Source organism: Paraferrimonas haliotis (genome assembly GCF_002282895.1).
Classification (GTDB): Bacteria; Pseudomonadota; Gammaproteobacteria; order Enterobacterales; family Shewanellaceae; genus Paraferrimonas; species Paraferrimonas haliotis.
In genome coordinates this window covers 633,874-656,374 of sequence record NZ_NRRB01000001.1, presented here as the reverse complement: position 1 = coordinate 656,374, position 22,501 = coordinate 633,874, and the positions used below count along the sequence as shown (strand labels likewise).

At 47.7% G+C, this 22,501-nt stretch carries 20 protein-coding genes; 7 read left to right on the top strand and 13 right to left on the bottom strand.

Annotation, left to right across the window (positions count from 1 at the left end; translation table 11 throughout):
- Positions 1-7 precede the first annotated feature (7 nt).
- Entirely contained in the window at positions 8-2,098 is a 2,091-nt protein-coding gene (ppk1, locus tag CLC91_RS03075) for a polyphosphate kinase 1 (RefSeq protein ID WP_095497471.1), read from the top strand.
- Positions 2,088-3,551: a Ppx/GppA phosphatase family protein gene (locus tag CLC91_RS03070; RefSeq protein WP_095497470.1), complete on the top strand. Its 1,464-nt coding sequence runs from the start codon at positions 2,088-2,090 to the stop codon at positions 3,549-3,551. The genes ppk1 and CLC91_RS03070 overlap by 11 nt, the downstream gene beginning before the upstream one ends.
- Here the strand turns inward: CLC91_RS03070 and CLC91_RS03065 are convergent.
- The 5 genes from CLC91_RS03065 to CLC91_RS03045 all read right to left on the bottom strand — a co-directional run bounded on the left by CLC91_RS03065 (position 3,544) and on the right by CLC91_RS03045 (position 8,041).
- The gene (locus CLC91_RS03065; RefSeq protein ID WP_095497598.1) at positions 3,544-4,545 is read right to left on the bottom strand and encodes a PstS family phosphate ABC transporter substrate-binding protein; all 1,002 of its coding nucleotides are present in this window, start codon (positions 4,543-4,545) and stop codon (positions 3,544-3,546) included. The genes CLC91_RS03070 and CLC91_RS03065 overlap by 8 nt on opposite strands.
- Before the next feature lie 11 nt (positions 4,546-4,556).
- Positions 4,557-5,885, bottom strand: coding sequence for a phosphate regulon sensor histidine kinase PhoR (phoR, locus tag CLC91_RS03060; RefSeq protein ID WP_095497469.1), 1,329 nt, complete (start codon positions 5,883-5,885; stop codon positions 4,557-4,559).
- On the bottom strand, positions 5,882-6,571 hold the full coding sequence (phoB, locus tag CLC91_RS03055; protein WP_095497468.1) for a phosphate regulon transcriptional regulator PhoB: 690 nt from the start codon (positions 6,569-6,571) through the stop codon (positions 5,882-5,884). The genes phoR and phoB overlap by 4 nt, the downstream gene beginning before the upstream one ends.
- 117 nt (positions 6,572-6,688) lie before the next feature.
- Complete coding sequence (locus tag CLC91_RS03050) at positions 6,689-6,895, bottom strand: hypothetical protein (protein ID WP_233132560.1); 207 nt, start codon at positions 6,893-6,895, stop codon at positions 6,689-6,691.
- Positions 6,896-7,078: 183 nt separating this feature from the next.
- Positions 7,079-8,041: a porin gene (locus tag CLC91_RS03045; RefSeq protein WP_095499972.1), complete on the bottom strand. Its 963-nt coding sequence runs from the start codon at positions 8,039-8,041 to the stop codon at positions 7,079-7,081.
- Positions 8,042-8,269: 228 nt separating this feature from the next.
- Between CLC91_RS03045 and rdgC the strand changes: the two genes are divergently transcribed.
- Positions 8,270-9,178 (top strand): recombination-associated protein RdgC, encoded by a 909-nt coding sequence (gene rdgC, locus CLC91_RS03040; RefSeq protein ID WP_095500030.1) that lies wholly within the window; start codon positions 8,270-8,272, stop codon positions 9,176-9,178.
- Between the two features lie 99 nt (positions 9,179-9,277).
- Here the strand turns inward: rdgC and CLC91_RS03035 are convergent, their stop codons facing one another.
- Positions 9,278-11,047 carry a M61 family metallopeptidase gene (locus tag CLC91_RS03035; RefSeq protein ID WP_095499971.1) on the bottom strand — a complete coding sequence of 590 codons (1,770 nt, stop codon included), beginning with the start codon at positions 11,045-11,047 and terminating at the stop codon, positions 9,278-9,280.
- Positions 11,048-11,218: 171 nt separating this feature from the next.
- Here CLC91_RS03035 and ppnN point away from each other — a divergent pair, with 171 nt between their 5' ends.
- Genes ppnN through CLC91_RS03020 form a run of 3 tightly spaced genes read left to right on the top strand, consistent with a single transcriptional unit; the run spans position 11,219 to position 14,018 of the window.
- Positions 11,219-12,562 carry a nucleotide 5'-monophosphate nucleosidase PpnN gene (ppnN, locus tag CLC91_RS03030; protein ID WP_095497465.1) on the top strand — a complete coding sequence of 448 codons (1,344 nt, stop codon included), beginning with the start codon at positions 11,219-11,221 and terminating at the stop codon, positions 12,560-12,562.
- Positions 12,562-13,329 (top strand): flap endonuclease Xni, encoded by a 768-nt coding sequence (xni, locus tag CLC91_RS03025; RefSeq protein ID WP_095499970.1) that lies wholly within the window; start codon positions 12,562-12,564, stop codon positions 13,327-13,329. The genes ppnN and xni overlap by 1 nt, the downstream gene beginning before the upstream one ends.
- Positions 13,326-14,018 carry an SDR family oxidoreductase gene (locus CLC91_RS03020; RefSeq protein ID WP_095499969.1) on the top strand — a complete coding sequence of 231 codons (693 nt, stop codon included), beginning with the start codon at positions 13,326-13,328 and terminating at the stop codon, positions 14,016-14,018. Before xni ends, CLC91_RS03020 begins: the two co-directional genes overlap by 4 nt.
- Positions 14,019-14,085: 67 nt before the next feature.
- Here the strand turns inward: CLC91_RS03020 and CLC91_RS03015 are convergent, their stop codons facing one another.
- Together CLC91_RS03015 and CLC91_RS03010 are read right to left on the bottom strand one after the other, a co-directional pair.
- Positions 14,086-14,436, bottom strand: a complete 351-nt coding sequence (locus tag CLC91_RS03015) for a putative quinol monooxygenase (protein ID WP_095497462.1) — start codon at positions 14,434-14,436, stop codon at positions 14,086-14,088.
- A gap of 2 nt (positions 14,437-14,438) precedes the next feature.
- Complete coding sequence (locus CLC91_RS03010; RefSeq protein WP_233132559.1) at positions 14,439-17,189, bottom strand: S9 family peptidase; 2,751 nt, start codon at positions 17,187-17,189, stop codon at positions 14,439-14,441.
- 237 nt (positions 17,190-17,426) lie between these two features.
- Between CLC91_RS03010 and CLC91_RS03005 the strand changes: the two genes are divergently transcribed.
- Positions 17,427-18,434, top strand: a complete 1,008-nt coding sequence (locus CLC91_RS03005) for an isocitrate dehydrogenase (protein ID WP_095497461.1) — start codon at positions 17,427-17,429, stop codon at positions 18,432-18,434.
- 62 nt (positions 18,435-18,496) lie between these two features.
- Here the strand turns inward: CLC91_RS03005 and rlmM are convergent, their stop codons facing one another.
- From rlmM to kdsA, 5 genes are all read right to left on the bottom strand, one after another.
- Entirely contained in the window at positions 18,497-19,579 is a 1,083-nt protein-coding gene (gene rlmM, locus CLC91_RS03000; RefSeq protein WP_095499968.1) for a 23S rRNA (cytidine(2498)-2'-O)-methyltransferase RlmM, read from the bottom strand.
- On the bottom strand, positions 19,576-19,962 hold the full coding sequence (locus CLC91_RS02995) for a DUF423 domain-containing protein (protein WP_095497459.1): 387 nt from the start codon (positions 19,960-19,962) through the stop codon (positions 19,576-19,578). Before CLC91_RS02995 ends, rlmM begins: the two co-directional genes overlap by 4 nt.
- Positions 19,959-20,630 (bottom strand): alpha/beta family hydrolase, encoded by a 672-nt coding sequence (locus CLC91_RS02990; RefSeq protein WP_095497458.1) that lies wholly within the window; start codon positions 20,628-20,630, stop codon positions 19,959-19,961. The genes CLC91_RS02995 and CLC91_RS02990 overlap by 4 nt, the downstream gene beginning before the upstream one ends.
- Complete coding sequence (locus tag CLC91_RS02985; protein ID WP_095497457.1) at positions 20,605-21,522, bottom strand: transcriptional regulator GcvA; 918 nt, start codon at positions 21,520-21,522, stop codon at positions 20,605-20,607. Before CLC91_RS02985 ends, CLC91_RS02990 begins: the two co-directional genes overlap by 26 nt.
- A gap of 131 nt (positions 21,523-21,653) precedes the next feature.
- Positions 21,654-22,499 (bottom strand): 3-deoxy-8-phosphooctulonate synthase, encoded by an 846-nt coding sequence (gene kdsA / locus CLC91_RS02980; protein WP_095499967.1) that lies wholly within the window; start codon positions 22,497-22,499, stop codon positions 21,654-21,656.
- Positions 22,500-22,501 lie beyond the last annotated feature (2 nt).

Here is a 22,501-nt window from a genome sequence, read left to right as displayed (position 1 = left end):
AGGCAGCATGCAGTCTTTTGTCCCTCATTCAACCAAAACAACGACGCAGTTGGTTGAAAAAGAGATCAGTTGGTTGTCCTTTAACGAGCGAGTATTGCAAGAGGCTGCGGACCCATCGGTCCCTGTCATAGAGCGCGTCCGCTTTCTTGGTATTTTCTCAAATAACCTCGACGAGTTTTTTCGAGTGCGCGTTGCCAACGTGCATCGCAAAGTGCTTATCGAACAAGAGCGAGGCGTTGATCTCGGAGCCGCTGCCTTACTGGAACGTATCCAACAAAAAGTGCTGCTGTTGCAACAAGAGTTTGATGACATCTATGCAATTTGTTTACGGGATCTAGCCCGGCGCAATATCTTTTTGATTAATGAAAATCAAATGAGCGAAAACCAAGCGGCTTGGGCACAACAATATTTCAAGGATAAGATCAAACGCCACATCACCCCCATCGTGCTCGACGGTGTGCCCAATCTAACCGACGTCATTAGCGATGGACTGACCTACTTAATGGTGGCCCTGCATAAGAACGACACCGTTCAATACGCATTAATTGAAGTGCCCTCTCATCGTCTACCGCGTTTTTTACAGTTACCTCCTGAAAAGAGTAAGAAGCGAAAATCACTCATTTTGTTGGATAACGTTATTCGCTATTGCATTGAAGAGTTGTTTAAAGGCTTTTTCGAATTCGACTTCATTGAGTGCCATTCGATGAAGCTGACTCGAGACGCGGAATTCGACTTATCGGAAGATCTCGAGTTAAGTTTTACTGAAAAAATGTCTCACGGCTTAAAGCAACGACTGACAGCAGCTCCAGTACGCTTTGTTTATGATAGAGAAATGCCCAGCCATTGCTTGCAGCGACTCATTGATCAGCTCGGTATAAAACAAAGCTCGAGTCTGATTCCTGGAGGGCGCTACCACAACTTTCGAGATTTTATCAGTTTTCCCAATCCCAGTAGAAAATACCTAGAGCATCCAAAACTACCTGCCATCAAAACTAAGCAGTTCGAGAGTTTTAATACGGTTTTCGATGCTATTAGCCACAAAGATGTCTTGCTGTATTACCCTTACCATCGTTTTTCTTACCTGACTGAATTTTTACGTCAGGCGGCTTTTGACCCAGCGGTTAGTAAGATTTCCATTAATTTATATCGCGTTGCTAAAAACTCTCGAGTGATCGCTTCACTGATTGATGCAGCTCAAAACGGCAAGCAAGTTCAGGTGGTTGTAGAATTAAAAGCTCGTTTCGATGAAGAAGCCAATATTGACTGGTCTAAGCGCTTAAGTGAACACGGGATTCACGTTAGCTTTGGCATCAGCAGTTTAAAAGTGCACGCAAAACTGTGCTTAATTGAGCGCCAAGAGGCTTCCGGTTTGTGCCGATACGCGCATGTTGGCACCGGTAACTTTCACGAGAAAACAGCAAAAATCTACACCGACCTAGCCCTATTCACCAAAGATAAACGCATCACCCAGGAAGTTTCTCAGGTATTTGAATTTATTAGTAAACCCTATCAAGATCAGCATTTTGAACACCTGTTGGTTTCTCCAAATAAAGCCAAAACACGCTTGCTGCAGTTAATCGACGACGAAATCGAACAAGCAAAGTTGTCAAAACGCGCAGAGATTATATTTAAAATTAACAACTTGGTAGATAAAGAGGTCATTGAAAAGCTGTATCAAGCCTCAAGCGCCGGTGTGAGTATTCGCTTGATCATACGAGGCATGTGCGGACTTAAACCCGGCTTAACCGGACTATCGGATAACATTCGTGCCATTAGCATTGTCGACCGTTTTTTAGAGCATCCTCGAGTGCTCTATTTCTACGGAAAAGGCGAGAAAAAAGTCTACATTACTTCGGCGGACCTAATGCGGCGTAATCTCGAAATGCGCGTTGAGGTGGGTTGCCCTGTGTATGACCACGACCTTAAGCAAATCATCCTAGATACCTTAACTCTGCACTGGCAAGATACCACTAAAGCGAGGGCTATTGACGCGACCCAAGCCAATAGCTACATGGCTCGAGGTAACCGTCGTAAAATGCGTTCTCAGACGGAAATATACGAGTATTTACTTGCACGGGAACAAACCAATGGCCGCTGAAACAGATAAATTAGTTGCCGCCATCGACATGGGATCCAACAGCTTTCACTTTTGCGTTGCTCGAGAGGTGAAACAACAAATTCAACAAGTGTATTCGTTTAAACAACGAGTTCGACTTGCGCAAGGTATCGACGAGCACGGTAATTTAAGTGAAGATGCCATTGAGCGGGGACTGCAGTGTTTGGCGCAATTTGCCGATAAGCTGTCACAGCTTAACGTCAGTGAAGTGCGTGCGGTGGCCACCTTTGCCCTGCGCCAAGCGCCTAATCGAGCTCAATTCCTGACACCGGCTAACCGACTGTTACCCACCCCAGTTGAAGTGGTTGCCGGTGTTGAAGAAGCCCGTTTGATTTATCAAGGTGTGCGATTAGAACAACCCATTACCAATAACAGCCTCATCATCGACATAGGCGGCGGCAGTACCGAGGTTATTCTGGCCGGTGCTAAAACACCGAAAATGCTCCATAGCGAAGCCATGGGTTGCGTCAGCTTTCAACAGATCTATTTCTCTGAAGCGATAACCAAACGCCAATTTAAAAAAGCCAAATTAAGAGCGCAGCGACAACTGCACGGTATTGCCGCTCAATACAAACGTAACGGGTGGCAGAGCACTATTGGTACCAGCGGCACCGTCAAAGCCATTATGAATTTGTGTTTAGGGCAAGCCAGCGATGCAAGCCGCTTGACCGACGCTCACTTAAAGAAACTGCAACAACAGGTGATCGACAACCCGACTAAGCTGTTGGAGCAAGGCCTAGATGAACAGCGGCTTAAAGTACTCCCTGGCGGCTTAGCCATTTTGCGAGGCGTATTCGCGGTATTCGATATTGACTCCATGAGCTTTAGTCGAGGCGCGCTGCGCGAGGGTGTTATTAGCGAAATGCTGCATAGCAAACCGATAGCCTCCGTTGCCAATCAAACCATCAACAGCATCAGTAAGCTGTATCACGTGGATATCGCCCATGCTGACAATGTGTGTCGCAGCTTATCAATGCTCATTGCCCACTATGAGCTAACCCCACAACAGCGAAACTTGGTTCTATGGGCGGCACAGTTACATGAGATCGGTCTACAGATGAACGCCAAAGGTTTTCAACGCCATGGCCATTACATTTTATCGCAAAGCAATCTACCGGGGTTTACCATTGAACAGCAACAGGTACTGGCGTGGCTGGTGTTAAATCACCGTAAGAACTTAAAGTCGATGCAACCGCTAGCGGTAGAAATTGCCTCATCAACTCAGCTTATAAATGCTCTAGTCGCACTGCGCATCGCTTGTTTATTGCATTTAGGGCACAGCAATCAAAGTGTAGACGCCCGCTTGCATGTCGACGCAAACTCGTTTCAACTGCACATCGGCTTGGAGACACTGGGCAACGACTTACTGCAATCCGAATTAGAACGAGAGCAAGACTATTTGGCGGCCGCAGGAATCAAGTTGGAGATCATTTAGCGTCTATACCCAGCCGGGCTAAATCCCGCTCAACAATGGCGTTTGGTACCGCCACGTAGCCTTCTTTTTGAACCAAGCTTTGCCCTTGGGCAGACAAGATATAGCGTATGAATTCGCGCTCCATTGGCGAGAGCGGACGATTGGGGTGTTTATTGACGTATACGTATAAATAGCGCGCCAAGGGATACAGTCCTTGAGCGGCGTTTTCTTTGGTTGCGTCAATGTAGTGACCCTCTGCATTGGCCACCGCCACGCTTTTGACCCCAGCCGTTTGATAACCAATACCAGAATAGCCAATGGCATTCAAAGATCGCGAAACCGATTGAACAACCGATGCGGAACCGGGCTGCTCATTAACGGTGTTTTTAAAGTCACCTTTGCACAAGGCTCGTTCTTTAAAATAACCGTAGGTGCCAGAAACCGAGTTACGGCCATACAATTGGAAGTCGCGTTGACGCCAATCCCCTTGCCCGCCAATGTCTCCCCAGCGCTCAACTCGATCGCCGCCACAACGGCGAGTTACTGAAAACACACCGTCAATTTGCTCAAGGGTTAAGCCGTCAATCGGGTTGTCTTGATGAACAAAAATTGCCAACGCATCAATGGCCACTCGCACCGGAGTCGGTTGATAGCCAAACTGGTTCTCAAACGCCTCAATTTCATTGGGTTTCATAACTCGACTCATGGGACCAAATTGTGAGGTAGACTGAGTGAGCGCGGTTGGGGCGGTGGATGAGCCCGCCGCTTGAATCTGCACGTTGACACCAGGGTAAATGTATTTAAATGCCTGTGCCCACGCTGTCATCATATTGGCCAGGGTGTCGGATCCCACCGAAGATAGATTACCCGACACACCAATGACTTTTTGATAGTTTGGCAGCGCTTGCGCTGTGGCTTCTGAGCTAACCTGAGTCGCGGTTTGCAAGCTGGACTCGGCGAACGTTGCAAAGGGCAGCAATAGGCTAGCCAGCCCCACACCTTTTAAAAGTCGCATCGCCACCGCCATCACGTGTTTATAGCTCCAGGCGTCGAGCCCTCATCTTGAGAGGAGACACACACGTATTTGTTTGGAATAATGAAACTAAAACAGCTCCCCTTACCCAGCTCACTGGTTAAGGTAAGCTCAGCGTCATAGGCACTTAACGCGTGCTTGACGATAGCAAGCCCCAAGCCACTGCCACCGTTGTCTCGACTTCGCGCATCATCCACTCGGTAGAAGCGTTCTGTTAGACGATTAAAATGGCTGGTATCGATGCCAATACCTTGGTCCGATACTGAAAACTTAACCCCTAGCGCTACTTTTTGCCAGGAAACCTCAATTTGACCACCGTCTACAGAGTAGCGAATGGCGTTGCTTATTAAATTACTAAAAGCTGAGTGCAGCTGCATTTCACTGCCGTAGCAGCTGACTTGAGTATCGACATCAAACACCAATTGATGCGAAGGACTGGCCAGCCCCTGCGCTTCGTTTTTAACTTCCGCCATCAATGAAGCCAAATTTATAGGCTTATTCAACTCAATGGTGCTGGCAGACTCCATTCGAGATAGCTCTAACAACTGCTCCACCATGGCGTTCATGCGCGTTGCTTGTTGCTGCATTAGCGCAATCGCTTTTGCTTGATTGTCGGGGGCGCTCATGGCCATCATTTCTAAATAGCCATACAAAACCGTAAGTGGTGTTTTTAACTCATGGCTGACGTTACTGACAAAGTTGCGGCGCATACCTTCAAGTTGGCGGACCCGCTGCACGTCCCGTCCAATCAACAAATATTGTCCATCGCCGTAGCTAATGATTCGAATTTCGACCTTATGCCCTCGCGTTGGAATGGGCACCATTTCAAACGGCTCGGCAAATTCTCGTGCTGACAAATACTGTGTGAATTCTGGCATACGCAACAAGTTATCAATGCGCTGTGACTGGTCATTGGGCCATTGCAAACCCAAATGCAGTGTCGCCATTTTGTTGCACCAAATAATGGAGAAGTCGTTGTCTAACACCACTGCAGCATCGGGTAATGCTTCAGCCCCTTGACGAAATTGGCGCAGTAAGTGGGCTAGATGCCGTTGTTTACGACGATGCTGGCTTTGCATTCGATAAAGGCCGTTAAAGATTTCTTCCCAATAGCCCTGCCCTTTCGGAGGAAGCAGCTTATTGTCTCGCCAAAGCCAGTCGGACAATCGTTGTTGTTGCCGCAAATGCCACACTAAAGCGGCGAGCGTACCAAAGAAAAGGGTTTGCCAGACAGCGTTCAAAACCCACCCTAGTAACCCCAGTACGGCCAGTAAAAGCACTAAACGAACGCCGATTTGGCGCGAAGTTAAAGATTCAGTCATGAGCGCGTTGAGAATCGATAGCCAGCACCGCGTACCGTTTGAATCATGCGGTCGTGGCCTGAATGTTCAATGGCTTTACGCAGGCGACGAATGTGCACGTCAACGGTTCTATCTTCAACATACACATTGGTTCCCCAGACGTTATTTAACAGCTGCTCGCGGCTGTAAACTCGTTCTGGGTGAGTCATAAAGAAATGCAAAAGTCTAAATTCGGTAGGCCCCATGTCCAACATTTGCTCGTTAGCACTGACACGGTGACTGACAGGGTCAAGCACAAGCCCTTGAAAGTCAATGGGCTCATCAACTCGAGTAGGGGCGCTGCGCCTTAATACCGCTTTTATGCGCGCCATAAGCTCTTTTGGAGAAAAAGGTTTGGTAACAAAGTCATCGGCCCCGACTTCTAAGCCTTTTACTTTGTCTTCTTCTTCACCGCGAGCAGTCAGCATAATAATCGGGATGTGACGGGTGAACTCTTCTTGTTTAACATGTTTTGCAAGCGCGATGCCATTGCCCCCGGGCAACATCCAATCTAATAAAATCAGATCCGGATAAGGCTCGGCAATCTTAGCAATGCCGCTGGCGTAATCATCGGCAGTAACGACTAAATATCCGTGCTGCTCCAATACAAAGGTGAGCATGTCGCGGATCGCGGCTTCATCTTCAACAACAAGTATTCGGGCTGGCATCTATAAGAATTCCGTAATATGAGCTAATGGCCGCTATTATTAGCATTCTATATTACAGATTTATGACGTTTTTTCCCAAGCTTAAAAGTTATGGTTTGATCGCAACCGACAAACCGCTTAGCTTTCCTTAATGTCTTGTATCACTTTTTTAGAAGTGTGCCCCACCGCTTTTACCGCATCGCGAGAGCCGTGACCAATGGCGGTGGTCGCTTCTTTAGTAGCGTGGCCCACTTCTTTGCCCGTTTGCTTTAACTCAGCACAACCTGATAGCCCGGCCACTAGGGTGGCTGCCATCATTAAGCTCAATAAGTGTTTGGTTTGCATAACTGTCGCCTTGTCGTAAAGAATTACATTTCGCTGAGGGTAAAACAAAGCCAAAGTGTCTGCTGAGTGAGAGTTCAAACTTTACTCAAAGCTGCCACCAAAACGCGACGCTTTGCCACTTTAACCAAAGCAAAAGGCACAAAAAAAACCGCCCAGAGGGCGGCTTAGCAAGCACAAACTGTCTTAGAATTTATGTTCTAAACCAATGCCGAAGAAGGTGTCTTTATCGGTTGCTTCTTCAATATCGCGCTGGGTCGCAAAGGCAAATAACTTAGTCGGCTTAGATAATTTATAATCGGCACCAATCGAGGCTGCACTGCCTTGGTTGTCCATGTCTTGATACTGCGCCTTAAGCGTAATGGCATTAATGTCATAGGCCGCGCTAAGCAAGTAACCCTTGTCCGAGTCATAACTCTCGACCATGTCGGCATCGTCCAAGCCGTCATTTTTTTGTTGCGACTGGAACATACCACCCAGTTTAATACCCACCAGCTTGGTAGAGACCGTTGCTCGAAGAATGTCATACCCTTGAACGCTGGTATCGTATGCAACGGCGGCGTAGACCGGCTGTTTTTTCAAGCCAGAATCGCCATACATTAATGCCGCTGAAAAGCCGTTCACCGTCTCTTGTTTAACTTCGTCAATTTGCTTACTGGAGTTTTCGCCAACCCAAGTAACACCGGCTTTAAAACCAGCCAAACTTGGAGACACGTAAGTGGCGGTTTGTTCAGCGCGTACCTCACCTTTAAATAAGGTTTTTAAGTCACCGGATAGATCGTTAAATACGTCTACTTTTCCTTGGGACTTTTTAAGCATGGTGTCGTTGCGGCCAAGTGATACCTCACCAAATCCACCGCGCAACCCTACAAATTGGTTACGAGCTTTAAAGTTTTCTTTGTCTTTAGAACCGGTATCCACCTCATACTCAATGGTATAAAAAGCTTCTAGATTACTGCTTAGTTCGAATGCTCCTTTGACGCCTAGACGCGATGCGTTGGATTCAATAGCGGTGGTTCGATCCCCCTGAACATCTTCACTTTGCACTGTCACATTCAGTTTTCCATAAACGGTAATTGGATCTGCGGCTTGAACCGACATGGCCGTTAGTAAACTTGAGGAGAGCAATGCTTTAGTAAAAAGCTTCATTGTTTTTTCCTTTATTGAGTTAGTTACGTTAGTTGCGTTAGCTGAGTTCGCTAAACACGTTATTGCTTAACAAGATGTTGAGGGCATTTTGCCAAGGGATTGTTACAAAAATGCTACAAAACCAAGAAGGAAATAAGACAAAAGAACAACGCCCATACAGGTTTCTATTTATTGTTGTTGGCGTATGACATACACTTTCGCTTTCTTTTTGTGGCGGAGCCTTTTCACATGTGGTTTAAAAACCTACTCGTATTTAAATTCAAAAAACCTTTCCAACTTAGCGACGAACAATTGGAGCAAAAGCTGCAAGATTTCGCCTTTCAACCTTGTTCCAGTCAAGACATCAGCAAAATCGGTTTTAGCAATGCGTTAGGAAAGCACGGTAAAACATTGGTTCACTCGGCCGACGCCCAATTCTTGGTCAGCATTACCAAGGAAGAGAAAATCATTCCTGCCAGCGTTATCAAGGAATCACTTGAAGAGAAAGTAAATCAAGTCGAGCAAACCGAAGGACGCAGCTTGCATAAGAAAGAGAAAGACAGCCTCAAAGATGAGATTGTTCATACACTACTTCCCCGCGCCTTTAGCCGTCGTCAAACCACTCGCGCGGTGATTTTGGCAAAGCAGGATCTTATTTTGGTGGATGCCTCAAGTGCCACTAAAGCCGATGAAGTGCTGTCTTTACTCCGCAAAGCCGTTGGCTCATTGCCGTTAGTACCTGTGGCGTACACCAGCCCTATTCAAACCACGCTCACTCAATGGTTAACACAAGGTCACGCCCCGCATCCGTTTGCATTGCTGGATGAGGCCGAACTTAAATTAGAATCAGAAGCCGCCAGTACCGTTAAGTTTAAAAACCAAGGGCTGACCGAAGACGAAGTGTTAGCTCACATAGAGGCTGGAAAAGTGGTGCATAAACTTGCGCTCGACTACGCCGATTCTACTCGCTTTGTGGTGGATTTAGACGGTGCGATTAAACGTGTTAAATTCAGTGAAGAAATGAGAACCGAGCATCAAGACAGCGAAGATCCTGCGGCTCGCTTAGACGCCGACTTTAGCCTGATGTGCGCTGAGCTCAGTGCCCTGCTCGCTGCCCTGTTTGAGGTACTCGGTGAGCAAGCGGGCGCTGCAGAGTAATCTAAAACGTGTCATAAAAAGCAAAGGCACTAAAAAGCCAGTCTGTACTCGCGATAGCCTGGCTTTACTGTATTGGCACGAAGCTTTTACACACAGGTTTTAGCGACGACGTTTGTTGGCGCTCATTACCGCATCCCAGTTCACTCCTAACCAGGCTTCAAAGAAGGCTTTTTGTTCACGGGTAGGATTGGCTACCGGTTTAATACGCAGTGGTTTATCGTACTTAGCATCCAAAATGATCTGGCTGCTTTGCAATTGATCCCGCCTCACATAATCAAGCGTCAAGGTATCACCAACACGAAAGTCTTTTAGGCGGGCAGTGAAGTCTTTGGCTTTCACTCGAAAACCGTTAATCGCAATGATTTCATCGCCGCTGGTAAGCCCCGCACGCCATCCTGCGCCGTATTTATCAACCACATCAATAAGCGCATTGTGCTCGTTGGCTTTCAGCTTAAGACCCATGCTTGGCAATACCTTAGCGTCCGTTGGATGGCTTAAATCGAACCCCGCTTGCAGCAACATGGCTTTAAAGTCAAAGTTCATGGGTGACTCAATGTGCTGTTGCCACCAATCTTGATAGTCGCGACCATGTAAGCCATTCAATATCGTTAGTACATCTGCACTGTTAAAGGACTTAGGTACTTTAAAGTCTCTGTAGAGCTGTCTATGTACATCACGGTAACTGTTCGCCAATGCGCTGCTATTTAGGATTTCAAAATCCAAACCAAGCGAGGCTAAATAGCCTTGCGCATAAATGTTAACACTGTGATTGTGAGCATAGTCACCGTAGCGACGGATCCATTGGATTCGACTCGCCTCCGCAACGCTTTGTATTTTACGCCCCGGGGTATTGAGGTGGGTATCGATTCGTTTGGCTAAGTCTTTTGCAAACTCATCAAAATTGATGATCCCAGCCCGCAGCAACAGTTGTCGCTGAAAGTAGCTGGTGGAGCCTTCGGAAATCCACAGTAAATCTGTGATGGCTTCTTGCTGGTAGTCATATGGAACCAAACCTTCAGGGCGATAGGCTTTAACGTTCCAGGTGTGTATGAACTCATGACTGGCGGTGCTAATAAAAGCTACGTAATCTTCGCGAGCGCCAAATCGGAATCGAGGCCGTTGGATAATGGTGGAGTTTAAGTGCTCAGTTGCACCTCGAGCACCACTGGTAGCATGCACCATGTATACGTATCGCTGATAAGGGTAATCGTCCCAGATAGCCGTGGCTGTGGGCGATAACTTTTTAAGATCGGCGACCATTTGTGTCGCGTTGTAATTGCCCTCGCCCCATATCACTAGCTCATAATCGCGCCCATCTAACTGCCATTGATAGGACTGACTGAGTCCAGTTTCTATGGGTGAGTCCACCAGCACATCGTAGTTATCGGCAACAAAGCTATGAGGAGCTTCCCCAGAAGCCATGCCTGAGTGACTTTGCCATTGGCCCGGCACATTCAGTTGCACCGTGATCGGCTCATCTCGAAACTCAGGACTGTACATAAACACCCCTGAGGCATCTAAAAACGCATGACTGTCGTCTATGTGGCGCAAGCGATCGCCTAACTCATTAGCATGCAATTGATAGCGAACCTGTACTTTAGAGGGCTGGCTTAAAGACACTTGCCATTCACCCGAAGCGGTGCGCTTATAAGGTAGCGCCTGGCCTTTCTCATCGGTTACTTGCAGTTGTCGAATACCATCGGCAATGGGCATGATTACGTACTTGCCAGTACGCCAGCTGGGAATATTTAGCGTTAAGGTGTCGCTTTTAGACATGGGAAAGCTAGCGCTTACTTGCGCTAGATGTTGTGTTCCTTGGGTTAAGTCGATGTGATAATCGACCTGTGAAAATACGGGAAAACTCGCCATGGATAACGCTGATAGCGTGCACAAATAACTTGAGATTTTCAAAGCCCAAATCCTTTTTTTTGTTTTAATTTCGGACACTTGTTGAGGCGCAAGTATAGCAAGTTTGCAAGCGTGCACAAATCGACTAACATGGAGATTCTTGGGTAATCCCGCTGCAAATTGGAAGCGCTTATGATTGTTACCATTAGTCCCCGGGGAAGTATGGACCAGCTTTCCCAAATAGAAATAGAAAGTCTTAAGCTCAACTCACAAAGTCATTTATACCAGCTCTATCGTCGCTGCTCATTGGCGGTACTTGCCTCCGGCATTAACAGCGACGACGCCGACGATTTATTTGCTCGCTATCAAGATTTTGACATTCGACTGATTCGGCGAGAGCGTGGCATTCAACTTGAGCTTATTAACCCGCCCAAAGAAGCCTTTGTCGACGGCACCATCATGAAAGGCATTCAGGAGCATTTGTTTGCGGTATTGAGAGACATTTTGTTTGTCGCTGATAAATATCGCGACTTACCCAAAGATTCTCTGCACTTAACCAACGAAGTGTTTGATATTTTGCGCAACGCTCGCCAACTGAAACGCAACCAAGACCCAAACCTGGTGGTGTGTTGGGGCGGTCACAGCATTAACGATACTGAGTACAAATACACTAAGGAAGTGGGTTATCAACTTGGTTTGCGTGGCATGGACATTTGTACCGGTTGCGGTCCAGGTGCTATGAAAGGACCGATGAAAGGCGCTGCCATCGGACACGCCAAACAACGCATGAGTGGCTCGCGGTTTGTAGGACTCACTGAACCCTCCATCATTGCCGCTGAGCCGCCGAATCAAATCGTCAATGAACTCATCATTATGCCGGACATTGAAAAACGCTTGGAAGGGTTTGTTCGTCTTGGTCACGGTGTCATTATTTTCCCCGGCGGTGTAGGCACTGCCGAAGAATTTTTGTATCTATTGGGCATCAAGCTTCACCCTGAAAATCGAGGACTGCCCTTGCCGTTGATACTCACCGGGCCAGAGCAAAGCCGAGCTTACTTCGAAGAAATTGATGCCTTCATTTGCGCAACCCTTGGTGACAGCATTAAAAACCTGTATCAGATCATTATCGACGATCCAAAAGAAGTGGCTCGACAAATGCAGCAAGGCATCGACAATGTGCGTCAACATCGAAAGGCTATTGGCGACTCGTATCAGTTTAATTGGAGTCTTAAAATCGACAATGAGTTTCAACAGCCTTTTCAGCCCGATCACGACAACATGAAGCAACTGGTGCTTGATAAGTCGCTGGACAAAGCCGAACTTGCGGCGAACTTACGGCGAGTATTCAGTGGCATTGTTGCGGGCAATGTCAAAAGTGAAACCATACGCCTGATTAAGCAGCACGGGCCGTTTGAGCTTCATGGTGATGGCGAGATTATGAAACACATGGACGCCTTACTCGCGGCATTTGTTGCGCAACAACGCATGAAGCTGCCCGGCAGTGATTACTCCCCCTGTTATCGAGTGAACGCTTAATGGGTCAACCACACTTAGTAATTGTCGATGCCCTCAATTTAGTTAGGCGGATGCATGCGGCCTTACCGGAAGAGCCACCAGAGCACTTTTGCAATCGGGTTCAGCGCAACCTATTAAAGCTGCAGAGGGGGCTCAAAGCCAGCCACCTGATGCTCGTTTGGGATGGCGATAGAAACTCGTGGCGAAAGCAGCTTTATCCAAACTATAAAGCGGGCCGCTCACCCATGCCAGCGAGCTTATCGGATAACCTAACAGCACTGATAACCCATTGTGAGCAACACGGCTATCGTTCAATAACCGCCGACCAAGAAGCGGATGATGCCATTGCCAGTATTGCCCTTAAGATTCTAAACAATAACGTCATGGCCACCATTGTCTCTACCGATAAAGGCTTTTGTCAGTTGTTGGGCAGCGGCGTTCGCCTATGGGACCATTTCAATCAAAAGCCAATCGACGAAGATACGGTACTACTGCGTTTCGAGTTAGCCAGTAATCAACTTACCCAGTTGTGGGCATTAGCGGGAGACAGCGGCAATAAGATTCCAGGCGTAAAAGGCATTGGCAGCAAAACCGCGGTGGGGCTGTTACAACGCTATGGTTCGGTTAAAGCCATCTATCAGCACCTTGACGAATTGCCTACGGCACAACGCAATAAACTGGCGAACGATAAAGAAGCCGCTCGCATTAGCTATCAGCTGGCTAAATTAAAAACCAACAATCAATTTCAGTTGCGACTGAGTGACTTCAGAGTAAAGGACATGTCATGAAAACCGTTTTTATTACCGGCGTAAACCGGGGGATTGGCTTAGAATTTTGCCGACAGTATTTGGCTCAAGGGTGGCAAGTTATTGGCACCTGCCGCAACGCCAGTAACGCTATGGAATGCCAACAGTTGCTGGATGCCTACCCAAAACACATGCAACTGTTCGAACTGGACGTCTGCAATGAGCAACACCTGCAAGGGCTTAAGCAAACCATGCAAGGGGTTGGCATCGATGTATTCATTAACAATGCCGGCGTTTATGGCCCTAAAGGCGTGGTGCTTGGCGACGTGGAAGCCAGTGACATGGCAGAGGTCTTGCAAGTCAACACCATAGCGCCACTGATGATGGTGCAAACCCTACTTCCCAGCTTGGTACTTCGACAAGGAAAAATCGCCATTATTAGCTCTAAAATGGGCTCAATGGGCGACAATACCTCTGGCGGCGCTTACACCTATCGAGCGTCGAAAGCCGCTTTGAATGCCATTGGCTTATCGTTGGCGCAGGATCTGAAAGACGATGATATCGCCGTGGCCATTTTGCACCCCGGTTGGGTGCAAACCGATATGGGCGGCCCTAACGCTTGGATAACCACAGAGCAGTCGGTAAACGAAATGATCCAGCAGATTACCCGTTTAGACTTAAGCACAACAGGCGCGTTTATAAACTACGACGGCCAACCTTTGCCTTGGTAACACAAAAAAGCCGGCACCTGTGAAGTGCCGGCTTTATGCTTTTTTAAATGGCTTTTAACTGCCGAGACTAGCTCAGTTTAGGCGCATCGTAGTCCTGCGGCTCATCCGTGTATACGCACACATTCCACTTAGCTGCAGCCCCGCTTTCACTTTTACAGTGCTGTTCGAAAAATGCTTGGATTTCTCGGCGTTGGCAGTGGGCTTCAAAGGCTTGCATATTGACCCAAATCTCGTTAAACACAATGGGCATGGACTCGCCATCAGCAAAGGGCGACTCGAGCTTTCGCGTCACCGTGTACTGCAGACAGCCATCTTCCCGTAACGTATTCGGCTCCAATGATTGCAATACCTTAAACAGTTCTGCTTCGCGACCTGGTTTCGGTTGAAATTGGGCTATGCAATAAACTTTGCTCGACATGATTAATCCTTACGATATTGGTAAAAGGCTTCGCCGTTGGTCATCCATTCGGGTGCCGGCTTACCTAATAAGTAGTGATCGAAGTATTGCTTCATGCGAATGCTGTAATCCACTTTATTGGGATACTTTTTAAGGTGATGCGGCTCATCTTGATATTGCAGCATAATCACATCTTTGCCAGTACGACGCATCGCCATGTACAGCTCAATACCTTGCTCCCATGGCACCGCATCATCAACGTCACCGAACATGATCAGCATCGGTGTTTTAATGCGCTCTACATGGGCAATCGGCGAATTTTCCCAATATTTAAAGGGTTGCTTGTATAGCGTTGGACCAATGCGGCTTTGCCCCGCTTCATATTGGAACTGTCTGGCAAGTCCGGTGCCATGGCGAATGCCTGAATAGGCCGAGGTCATATTAGAGACCGGGGCACCGCTAACAGCCGCTTTAAAGATGTGGGTTTGAGTCACAGCAAAGGCGGTTTGATAGCCAGACCAACTGTGTCCATGGACACCGATTTTATCCGGATCAGCAATGCCCATTTCAATGATCTTTTGCACGCCGCTCACTAATGAGTCTACTGCGCTTTGCCCCGGATACCCCACTTCAAATCGAATGTCCGGCAAGAACACCGCGTAACCATTGGCGTTATACCAGGCAAAGTTAGGTCTGTGGTTAACGAACATCTTAGGAAACTCGGTCAGACGCTGGCTCATGAAACGGTAGTAATACACCATGACCGGTACTTTATCGCCTTTTTTGTAACCCGGCGGTAAAAATAAGGCGCCGTCCAATTCGCGGCCATCACCGTTCATCCAGCGCACAAGCTGCGGACTGCCCCAAGCGAACTTGGCGGTTTGCTTGCCCAGATCCGTCACCTTAGTCGCTTGAGCAATATTACCCTTGCTTGCTAAAAAGTAATCAGGAAAGGTTTGATAGTTCTCTTTGGTAAATAAAACCGTATCAACATCCTTAGCACGGATTACTTTGTCAATTTTATACGCGCCGGTGTCAACTTTAGCGAAACTGTTTGCCTGCTCGCTAAATTGATAGAAGCTATCGGTCTTATCGTCGTAATTAAAGCCTTTTAGCAATAATTGTTGAGGGTCTTGATACACACTTTGCTCAAAGTCATCTTCTTTGGCGGCCACCACTCGATAACTGATTTTAGCGTCGCGGCCATCGGTTAACTTTGTCGCCTGAGCGTTAATTAAATCGAATTGCCACACGTCATACTTGTCGTAAATAAGCACTTTAGAGCCATCTTCTAACCAAGGACCCAAACCATAACCAGGTGCCGAGCTTGGGTAGTCATGATCTTCGTTAGCAAAGACGCTGTTAAGGTCGGTGGTCAAGTTGCGCTTACGACCATTATTCAGATCCAGAGCAAACCAATCACCTTGCACATAGTACACCGCGAAGTTGGCGTTAGGAGAAAGCTTAGGGGGCTGATAAACAGACTGTTGCGGCACGATTAAGGTGCGTTCACCGGTTTGCACATTAACCAAATAGAAGTCTTGGTAAGCGCCGGCCCAGGTCATCATTTTTAGATAAGGAACATTAGAGCTAGCAAGCAGCCATTGAGCGTTATCGGTTACCTCAACCTCTGGTAAACTCTCATCCGCCAGTTGCACAATTTTCATCGGCTCTAAATGCAATACCGCCCAATAGGTCTTCGCCTGTTTTTTGCTGTATTGCTTGGCTTCATTGGGCTTGATGCGCGGATCGTCGCCATGCCAAACAATAAGGTCCCGTTGCTTGAGCAGCACATCGGTATCGGTGAGATCATCGGCCTTATCAATCTTTGCTCGAACCGGCGCTTCGCTAAACACTTTGCTGCGACCTACGAATAAGCGTTGTTCATCGCTGCTAAATTGTAATTGAGAGTTAACCGAATATTTCCACTGGGTTAAACCTTCAAATTTCTTATCTTGGGAGCCATCACTCTTTCTGACTTCCAACTGGTGTTGGCGCAATGCCCTAGGTTGACTTAACTCACCATAGGTAAAAGCGGTCCATAAAGCGTTGTCGGATATTGCCACCTGACCGATTTGCTGATCAGAAAAGCTTGCCAGAACCTGCTGACTAAAGTTATCGAGATTGATCACCACTACTTGGTGTTTTTTAGCCGCGGCATCGTTCATGGCAACAATGGCGAAATTGGCTTTTTCGGCCAATTGAAATGAGGTGACATTGGCGTAGGTTTGCTGGGCATTGTTGCTTAGATTCAGCAATTGCAGTGGTTGCCCAAGATCCGCTTTATCCAGCTCGGATTGTTGCGCTTTTTCGTCTTTTTTATCGGCTTTCAAATGCAGAGCTAACGCCGATGAACTGCGATTGAATTGCGCCTTTTCAACCTTGTTAAAAGCCGTTTGTTTGCCACTGGCTACATTCACCAACACGCGGTTGCTGTCTAAGCTTTTACGCTCTTTAGGCGACGCTTTCTCGTAATCGAGTAAGCTTGGGCCTTGCTCAAATAACACAAACTGACTGTTGTCACTGATAACCGCCTTGGTGCCTCGCTTAACCGACACTTGCGCGCCATTAGCGGCAACAATTCCGCGACCATCGCCTCTGTCCGGTTGCGCGGTATAGGCGATGACCTCGCCGTTTGCTGACACTTGCATGTTTTGAATGGTTTCGAAGACCATGACGTCTTCCAACGTCAGCTTGGCTTGAGCCGCAGCTGTACTGGTAAACAGCAGCGCAGCAGCGCCAAATACCAGTCGAGCTTTCTGCTTAGGATTCACAGCTATCCCCTTATCTATTTAATTATTATTTCACCAACATAGGCGTTGGTTGGTGGCTAATCTTTACAGAGTTTACATGGATTAATCATAGCTTTAAGCAAAAATATGACCAAGGTCACTAAAAACTACAAAAATTGCTTCAACACAGTTACAATAACGCACCTAATAAAAGCCCGTGCAAACAAAGCGGGCAATAAGCACATCAGCGCATTAGCGCCTACAAACTAAGGAACTCTGATGGGAACTCGCAAAATTACCGTTATCCCTGGTGACGGCATTGGCCCAAGCATTATTGATTCTGCCTTACAAATTTTAGATAAAGTTGGCTGCGATTTCGAATACGAATTCGCAGATGCCGGGTTAACCGCTCTTGAAAAGCACGGCGAATTGCTTCCTCAAAATACTTTAGATTTGATTGAAAAAAATCAAGTGACCTTAAAAGGCCCGCTGACCACGCCTGTTGGCGGTGGTTTTACGTCAATCAATGTGACCTTACGTAAACGCTTTAACTTATACGCCAATGTGCGCCCAGTATTGTCGTTTGCTGGCACACAAGCTCGCTATGAGAACATTGATATTATTACCATTCGTGAAAATACCGAAGGTATGTACTCTGGTGTTGGACAAAAGGTCTCTGAAGACGGCAGCGCCGCTGAAGCCATGAGTGTTATTACGCGTGAAGGTGCTGAGCGAATCGTTACTTTCGCCTACGAATTGGCCCGCAAAGAAGGTCGCAAGAAGGTGACCGCAGTTCATAAAGCCAACATCATGAAATCAACTTCAGGGTTATTCCTTGAAGTCGCGCGTGAAATCGCCAAACGCTACCCTGACATCGAATCCGATGAGATGATTGTTGATGCGACTTGCATGAAGCTTGTGATGAACCCTGAGCAATTCGATGTCATCGTAACCACCAACCTATTCGGCGACATTCTCTCAGATTTGTGTGCCGGCCTTGTCGGCGGCCTAGGCATGGCCCCGGGCGCTAACATTGGTAAAGAAGCCGCCATTTTCGAAGCGGTTCATGGCAGTGCTCCTGATATCGCCGGTAAGAACTTGGCCAACCCAACCTCAGTGATACTAGCATCCATTCAAATGCTGGAATATTTGGGCATGAGCGACAAAGCCGAAGCCATCCGCAGTGCCATTCAGCAAGTTATTGCTGAAGGCGATCGCACCACTCGCGATCTTGGCGGCAGCCACGGTACCACCGACTTTACCCAAGCCGTATTAGAACGCTTGTAATCGAGCCTACCCTAAGGCAAACGATAAAGGCCAAAGCAGTTTGCTTTGGCCTTTTTTATGCTCTATTTGCGCTTCATTGCCCGTAAATCAAGGTGCACGGTTACTTCATCGCGATCATGGTAAAGATGTTTACACTGAATTTGATAGCCGCTAAAGCCCTGCTCCTTGAACACCGCATCCATGGTTTCTAAAACTTGTGTGACTTCTTTATAGCGCGCTTTCATGGGCAATTTTAGATTGAAAATGGCTTCAATAAACCAGCCCGATAACGCCCACTCTTCTATCAATTGAGCCACCCGAGCCGGTTTATCCACCATATCGCACACGAGCCAATAAATGTTCTTGCGCGGCGGTTCGAAACGAAAGCCGTCTTCGGCGTAGTGTTTAACTTGGCCGGTCTCCATTAGGGTTTGTGCCATACTGCCATGATCAACCGCCGCCACCATCATGCCTCTGCGCACCAACTGATAGGTCCACCCGCCTGGGCAAGCCCCTAAATCAACACCGTTTAAGCCGCTGGTTAGACGGGTATCGTGCTCATCTTGTGGAATAAACACTTGAAACGCCTCTTCCAGTTTTAGACTGGAACGGCTAGGCGCATCCGAGGGTTGGCGCAATCGTAAAATGCCCATAGGATAAGGCGAGTTATTAGATGTGTAGGAATAGCCCACAAACGCTTGTCCAGAAGCAACGAACAATACGTGAATGACCGGCCGTTTGGGGTTTTCTTTATGAAGTAGTTGACCGCTTTTCTTGAGCGCTTGTCGCAACGGCACCGTGAATTTTCGACAAAACTTGGATAACTGTTTGGCGTCATCATTGTCTGGTGTTTCGACTCTTAGCTCGCCTGCCTTTTGAATGCTCGACAGCGCCTCAACGATAGGAGAGATTCGGTCTTGCTCGGGCAGTTGCTCAAGCAAGGGGCCGGTTACCATCATCTGCCGGGCAAATATCAGCCCAGATAAAGGCAGTTCTTTTGCCAGCCGATCCGCTTCTTCGGCTTGGTAACATTGATAGGTCACGTAGCCTTGTTGAGCTTTGGTTTGAACGAAACCAAATATTTGTCTATCGCTGGCTTGATCTTGAATTTCAGCAGCGCACTCTTTTTCATAACCTGGGCGGCACAATAACAGCAGTTGATTCATAGTGAGCGCTCCTCTCGATTGCCCACAATAATCGCAACACACATCAGTATCCAGCCCAGTATCAGTAAGCTGCCGCCTATAGGAGTTATCAACCCAAACGGTTTAACAGAGGTAATGGCATACACGTATAAGGTACCGCTAAATCCTGCCATACCCAGCACAAAGCTTAAACTGCTGGCCACCAATAACTTGTGGTGGGCAAACGGCCACAACAAGCCACAGCCCAACAAAGCAAAGCAGTGATAAAATTGATACTGCACCCCCAGATTAAACAGAGTCACCAAATGCTCTGGTGCAATGCGGGTTAAGCCGTGAGAGCCATAAGCGCCGAGAGCGACGGCGAACGCTCCTAGAATGGATGCCAGTATTAGAATGTATTTCATGGTTTACAACGCTCTTTAAGTGTATCGATAAGAAATTGTTTCGTTCGCAAAGCCGCCTCTTCCAGCAAAGACTGCTGGGTGTAGCCACTGCGCTTAAGCGGGGTTAAGTCGTGATCGGCACTGTTCAACCAATGTAATTGAGTGGTTGCCAGATCCCATTGAGCCACGCTGGCACGATTGCCAAACCCATCGCGCTCGCCTTGATGCACAAGCACAGGCCGAATCGCCTGTTGCAAGGGCGTTAATCTCGGCGCTTGTTTTGAGCGAGGCGGCAAAAACGGGTAACCGTATGCCAATGCCGCTATGGGTTGGTGTGACAAAGCGTTCAATGCCGTTTCACTTAGCTGACTGATGGCCACGCGGGCCCCCATAGATTTACCCGCCAGCAGCAAAGGCAAGCCGGTGGGCAAAGCGTCAATAATCTTAGCCAACTCCGCCACCAACAGCGGCAATTTTGGTGGCGGGCGTCGACGCCCAGTTTGTTCTATGGTCACCATGTATTCAAAATTGTAGCTGATGACATCAAAGCCTTGTTGTTGCAAACTCTGTGCTATGGCCACCATAGTGGTATGAGACTTTCCAGCACCCGCCCCGTGACACAACAACACTTGTGCAATCGCTTGGCCCTGCGCTAGGTAGTGTTCACTGTTGCAAGGGTAGTCGCTCAAGGCTCGCCTCTTCGTTAAACATGCTGATCATCCACTCTCTAAATGCGGCGATCTTGCCCAGCTCTGCTTGCGACTCTTCGCAAACGAGGTAGTAAGCGTTGCGACTTAATAATACTTCGTTAAACGGCATCACTAAGCGTCCCGCACTGATTTCAGGTTGCGCCAATACGCTGTAACCCAGCGCAACACCCTGACCGTGAGCTGCTGCCTGCAAAACCAAAGACGAATGGCTAAAAATTGGACCTTGGTTAACGTTAATATCTTTAAGACCTAGTTGTTGAAACCAAGCTCGCCAATCGTTACGGCTGAGATCGTGCAGGAGCGTATGATGGCGTAAGTCCTCGGGTGTCTTCAACGGTTTCGGACCGTTTAGCAACAACGGAGAGCACACCGGAATCATGACCTCATTTCGCAGTTTCTCTTGAAACACGCCAGGCCATTTACCTCGTCCGTAATAAATAGCGACGTCCACATCATCGCTCAATGAGCCATCGTCAGCATCCACCGCCTTAATGCGCACGTCGATGTCAGGATGAGATTCCGAAAACTTAGCCAGTCGAGGCACCAGCCACTGAATGGCAAAGCTTGGTGGCATGGCTACGGTCAAAGCCCCAATCGCCCCTCGAGCAAGCAAGCGCTCAGTGGCATCCGACAATTGGCTAAACAAATCTTTGATATCAAGAAAGTAGGCTTGGCCTTCTTCGGTCAACAGCAAGGCTCGATTTTTGCGGCGAAATAATTTGAGCCCGAGGTAGTCTTCTAATCCTTTGATTTGATGGCTGACCGCCGCTTGAGTGACGAACAGCTCTTCAGCGGCTCTGGTAAAACTTAAATGACGAGCCGCCGCTTCAAACGCTTTAACGGCATTAAGTGGAGGTAGACGCCGAGACATAACAACCCTTTCGCTGGTTTGATTAGTTTTTCTAATCCGGAGTATGTCATATCAAAAAAACAATTGGCAATAAAAAAGCCGAACCTTGGGCGCAGGCGCTCGATTCGGCTTCACAATTTAAACAATCGAGCTTAGTCGATGATCAGTGGCGTAAACCCTTTCACTAAATCGTCAACCGCTTTCATTTGCGCAAGATAAGGTTCAAGCTTGTCTAAAGGTAAGGCACACGGGCCATCACACTTGGCTTCGTTTGGATTAGGATGAGCTTCAATAAATAGTCCACCTAAGCCAAGTGCCATACCGCTTCTGGCAAGCTCAGTGGCTTGCTGACGACGACCACCGGCAGAGTCTTCTCGACCGCCAGGACGTTGCAGTGCGTGTGTGGCATCAAAGATCACTGGGTAACCGGAACGCTTCATTTCGTCCATGCCCAACATGTCCACCACTAAGTTGTTGTAGCCAAAACAACTGCCACGCTCACAAAGCATGACCTTATCGTTGCCCGCCTCGTTGAATTTGTTAATGATGTGCCGCATCTCGTGTGGCGCCAAAAACTGAGGCTTTTTGACGTTAATAACCGCATCGGTTTTCGCCATTGCCACCACTAAGTCTGTTTGCCGAGCAAGGAATGCCGGTAACTGAATCACATCCACTACCTCTGCAACCGGAGCCGCTTGATGGGGTTCGTGTACATCGGTAATGATGGGCACATAAAACTCGCGTTTAATGGCTTCAAAAATCTTCAATCCTTCCTCTAAACCAGGACCACGATAAGAAGCTACTGACGAGCGGTTAGCTTTGTCGAATGACGCCTTGAACACGTAAGGAATACCCAGCTTCGAAGTAACCTCGACATAGTGTTCGGCTATTTTCAGCGCCAAATCGCGAGATTCAAGTACGTTCATACCACCAAACAAGACAAACGGCTTGTCATTGTTTACTTCAATACCACTGACATTAATGGTTTTTTGAGTCATAA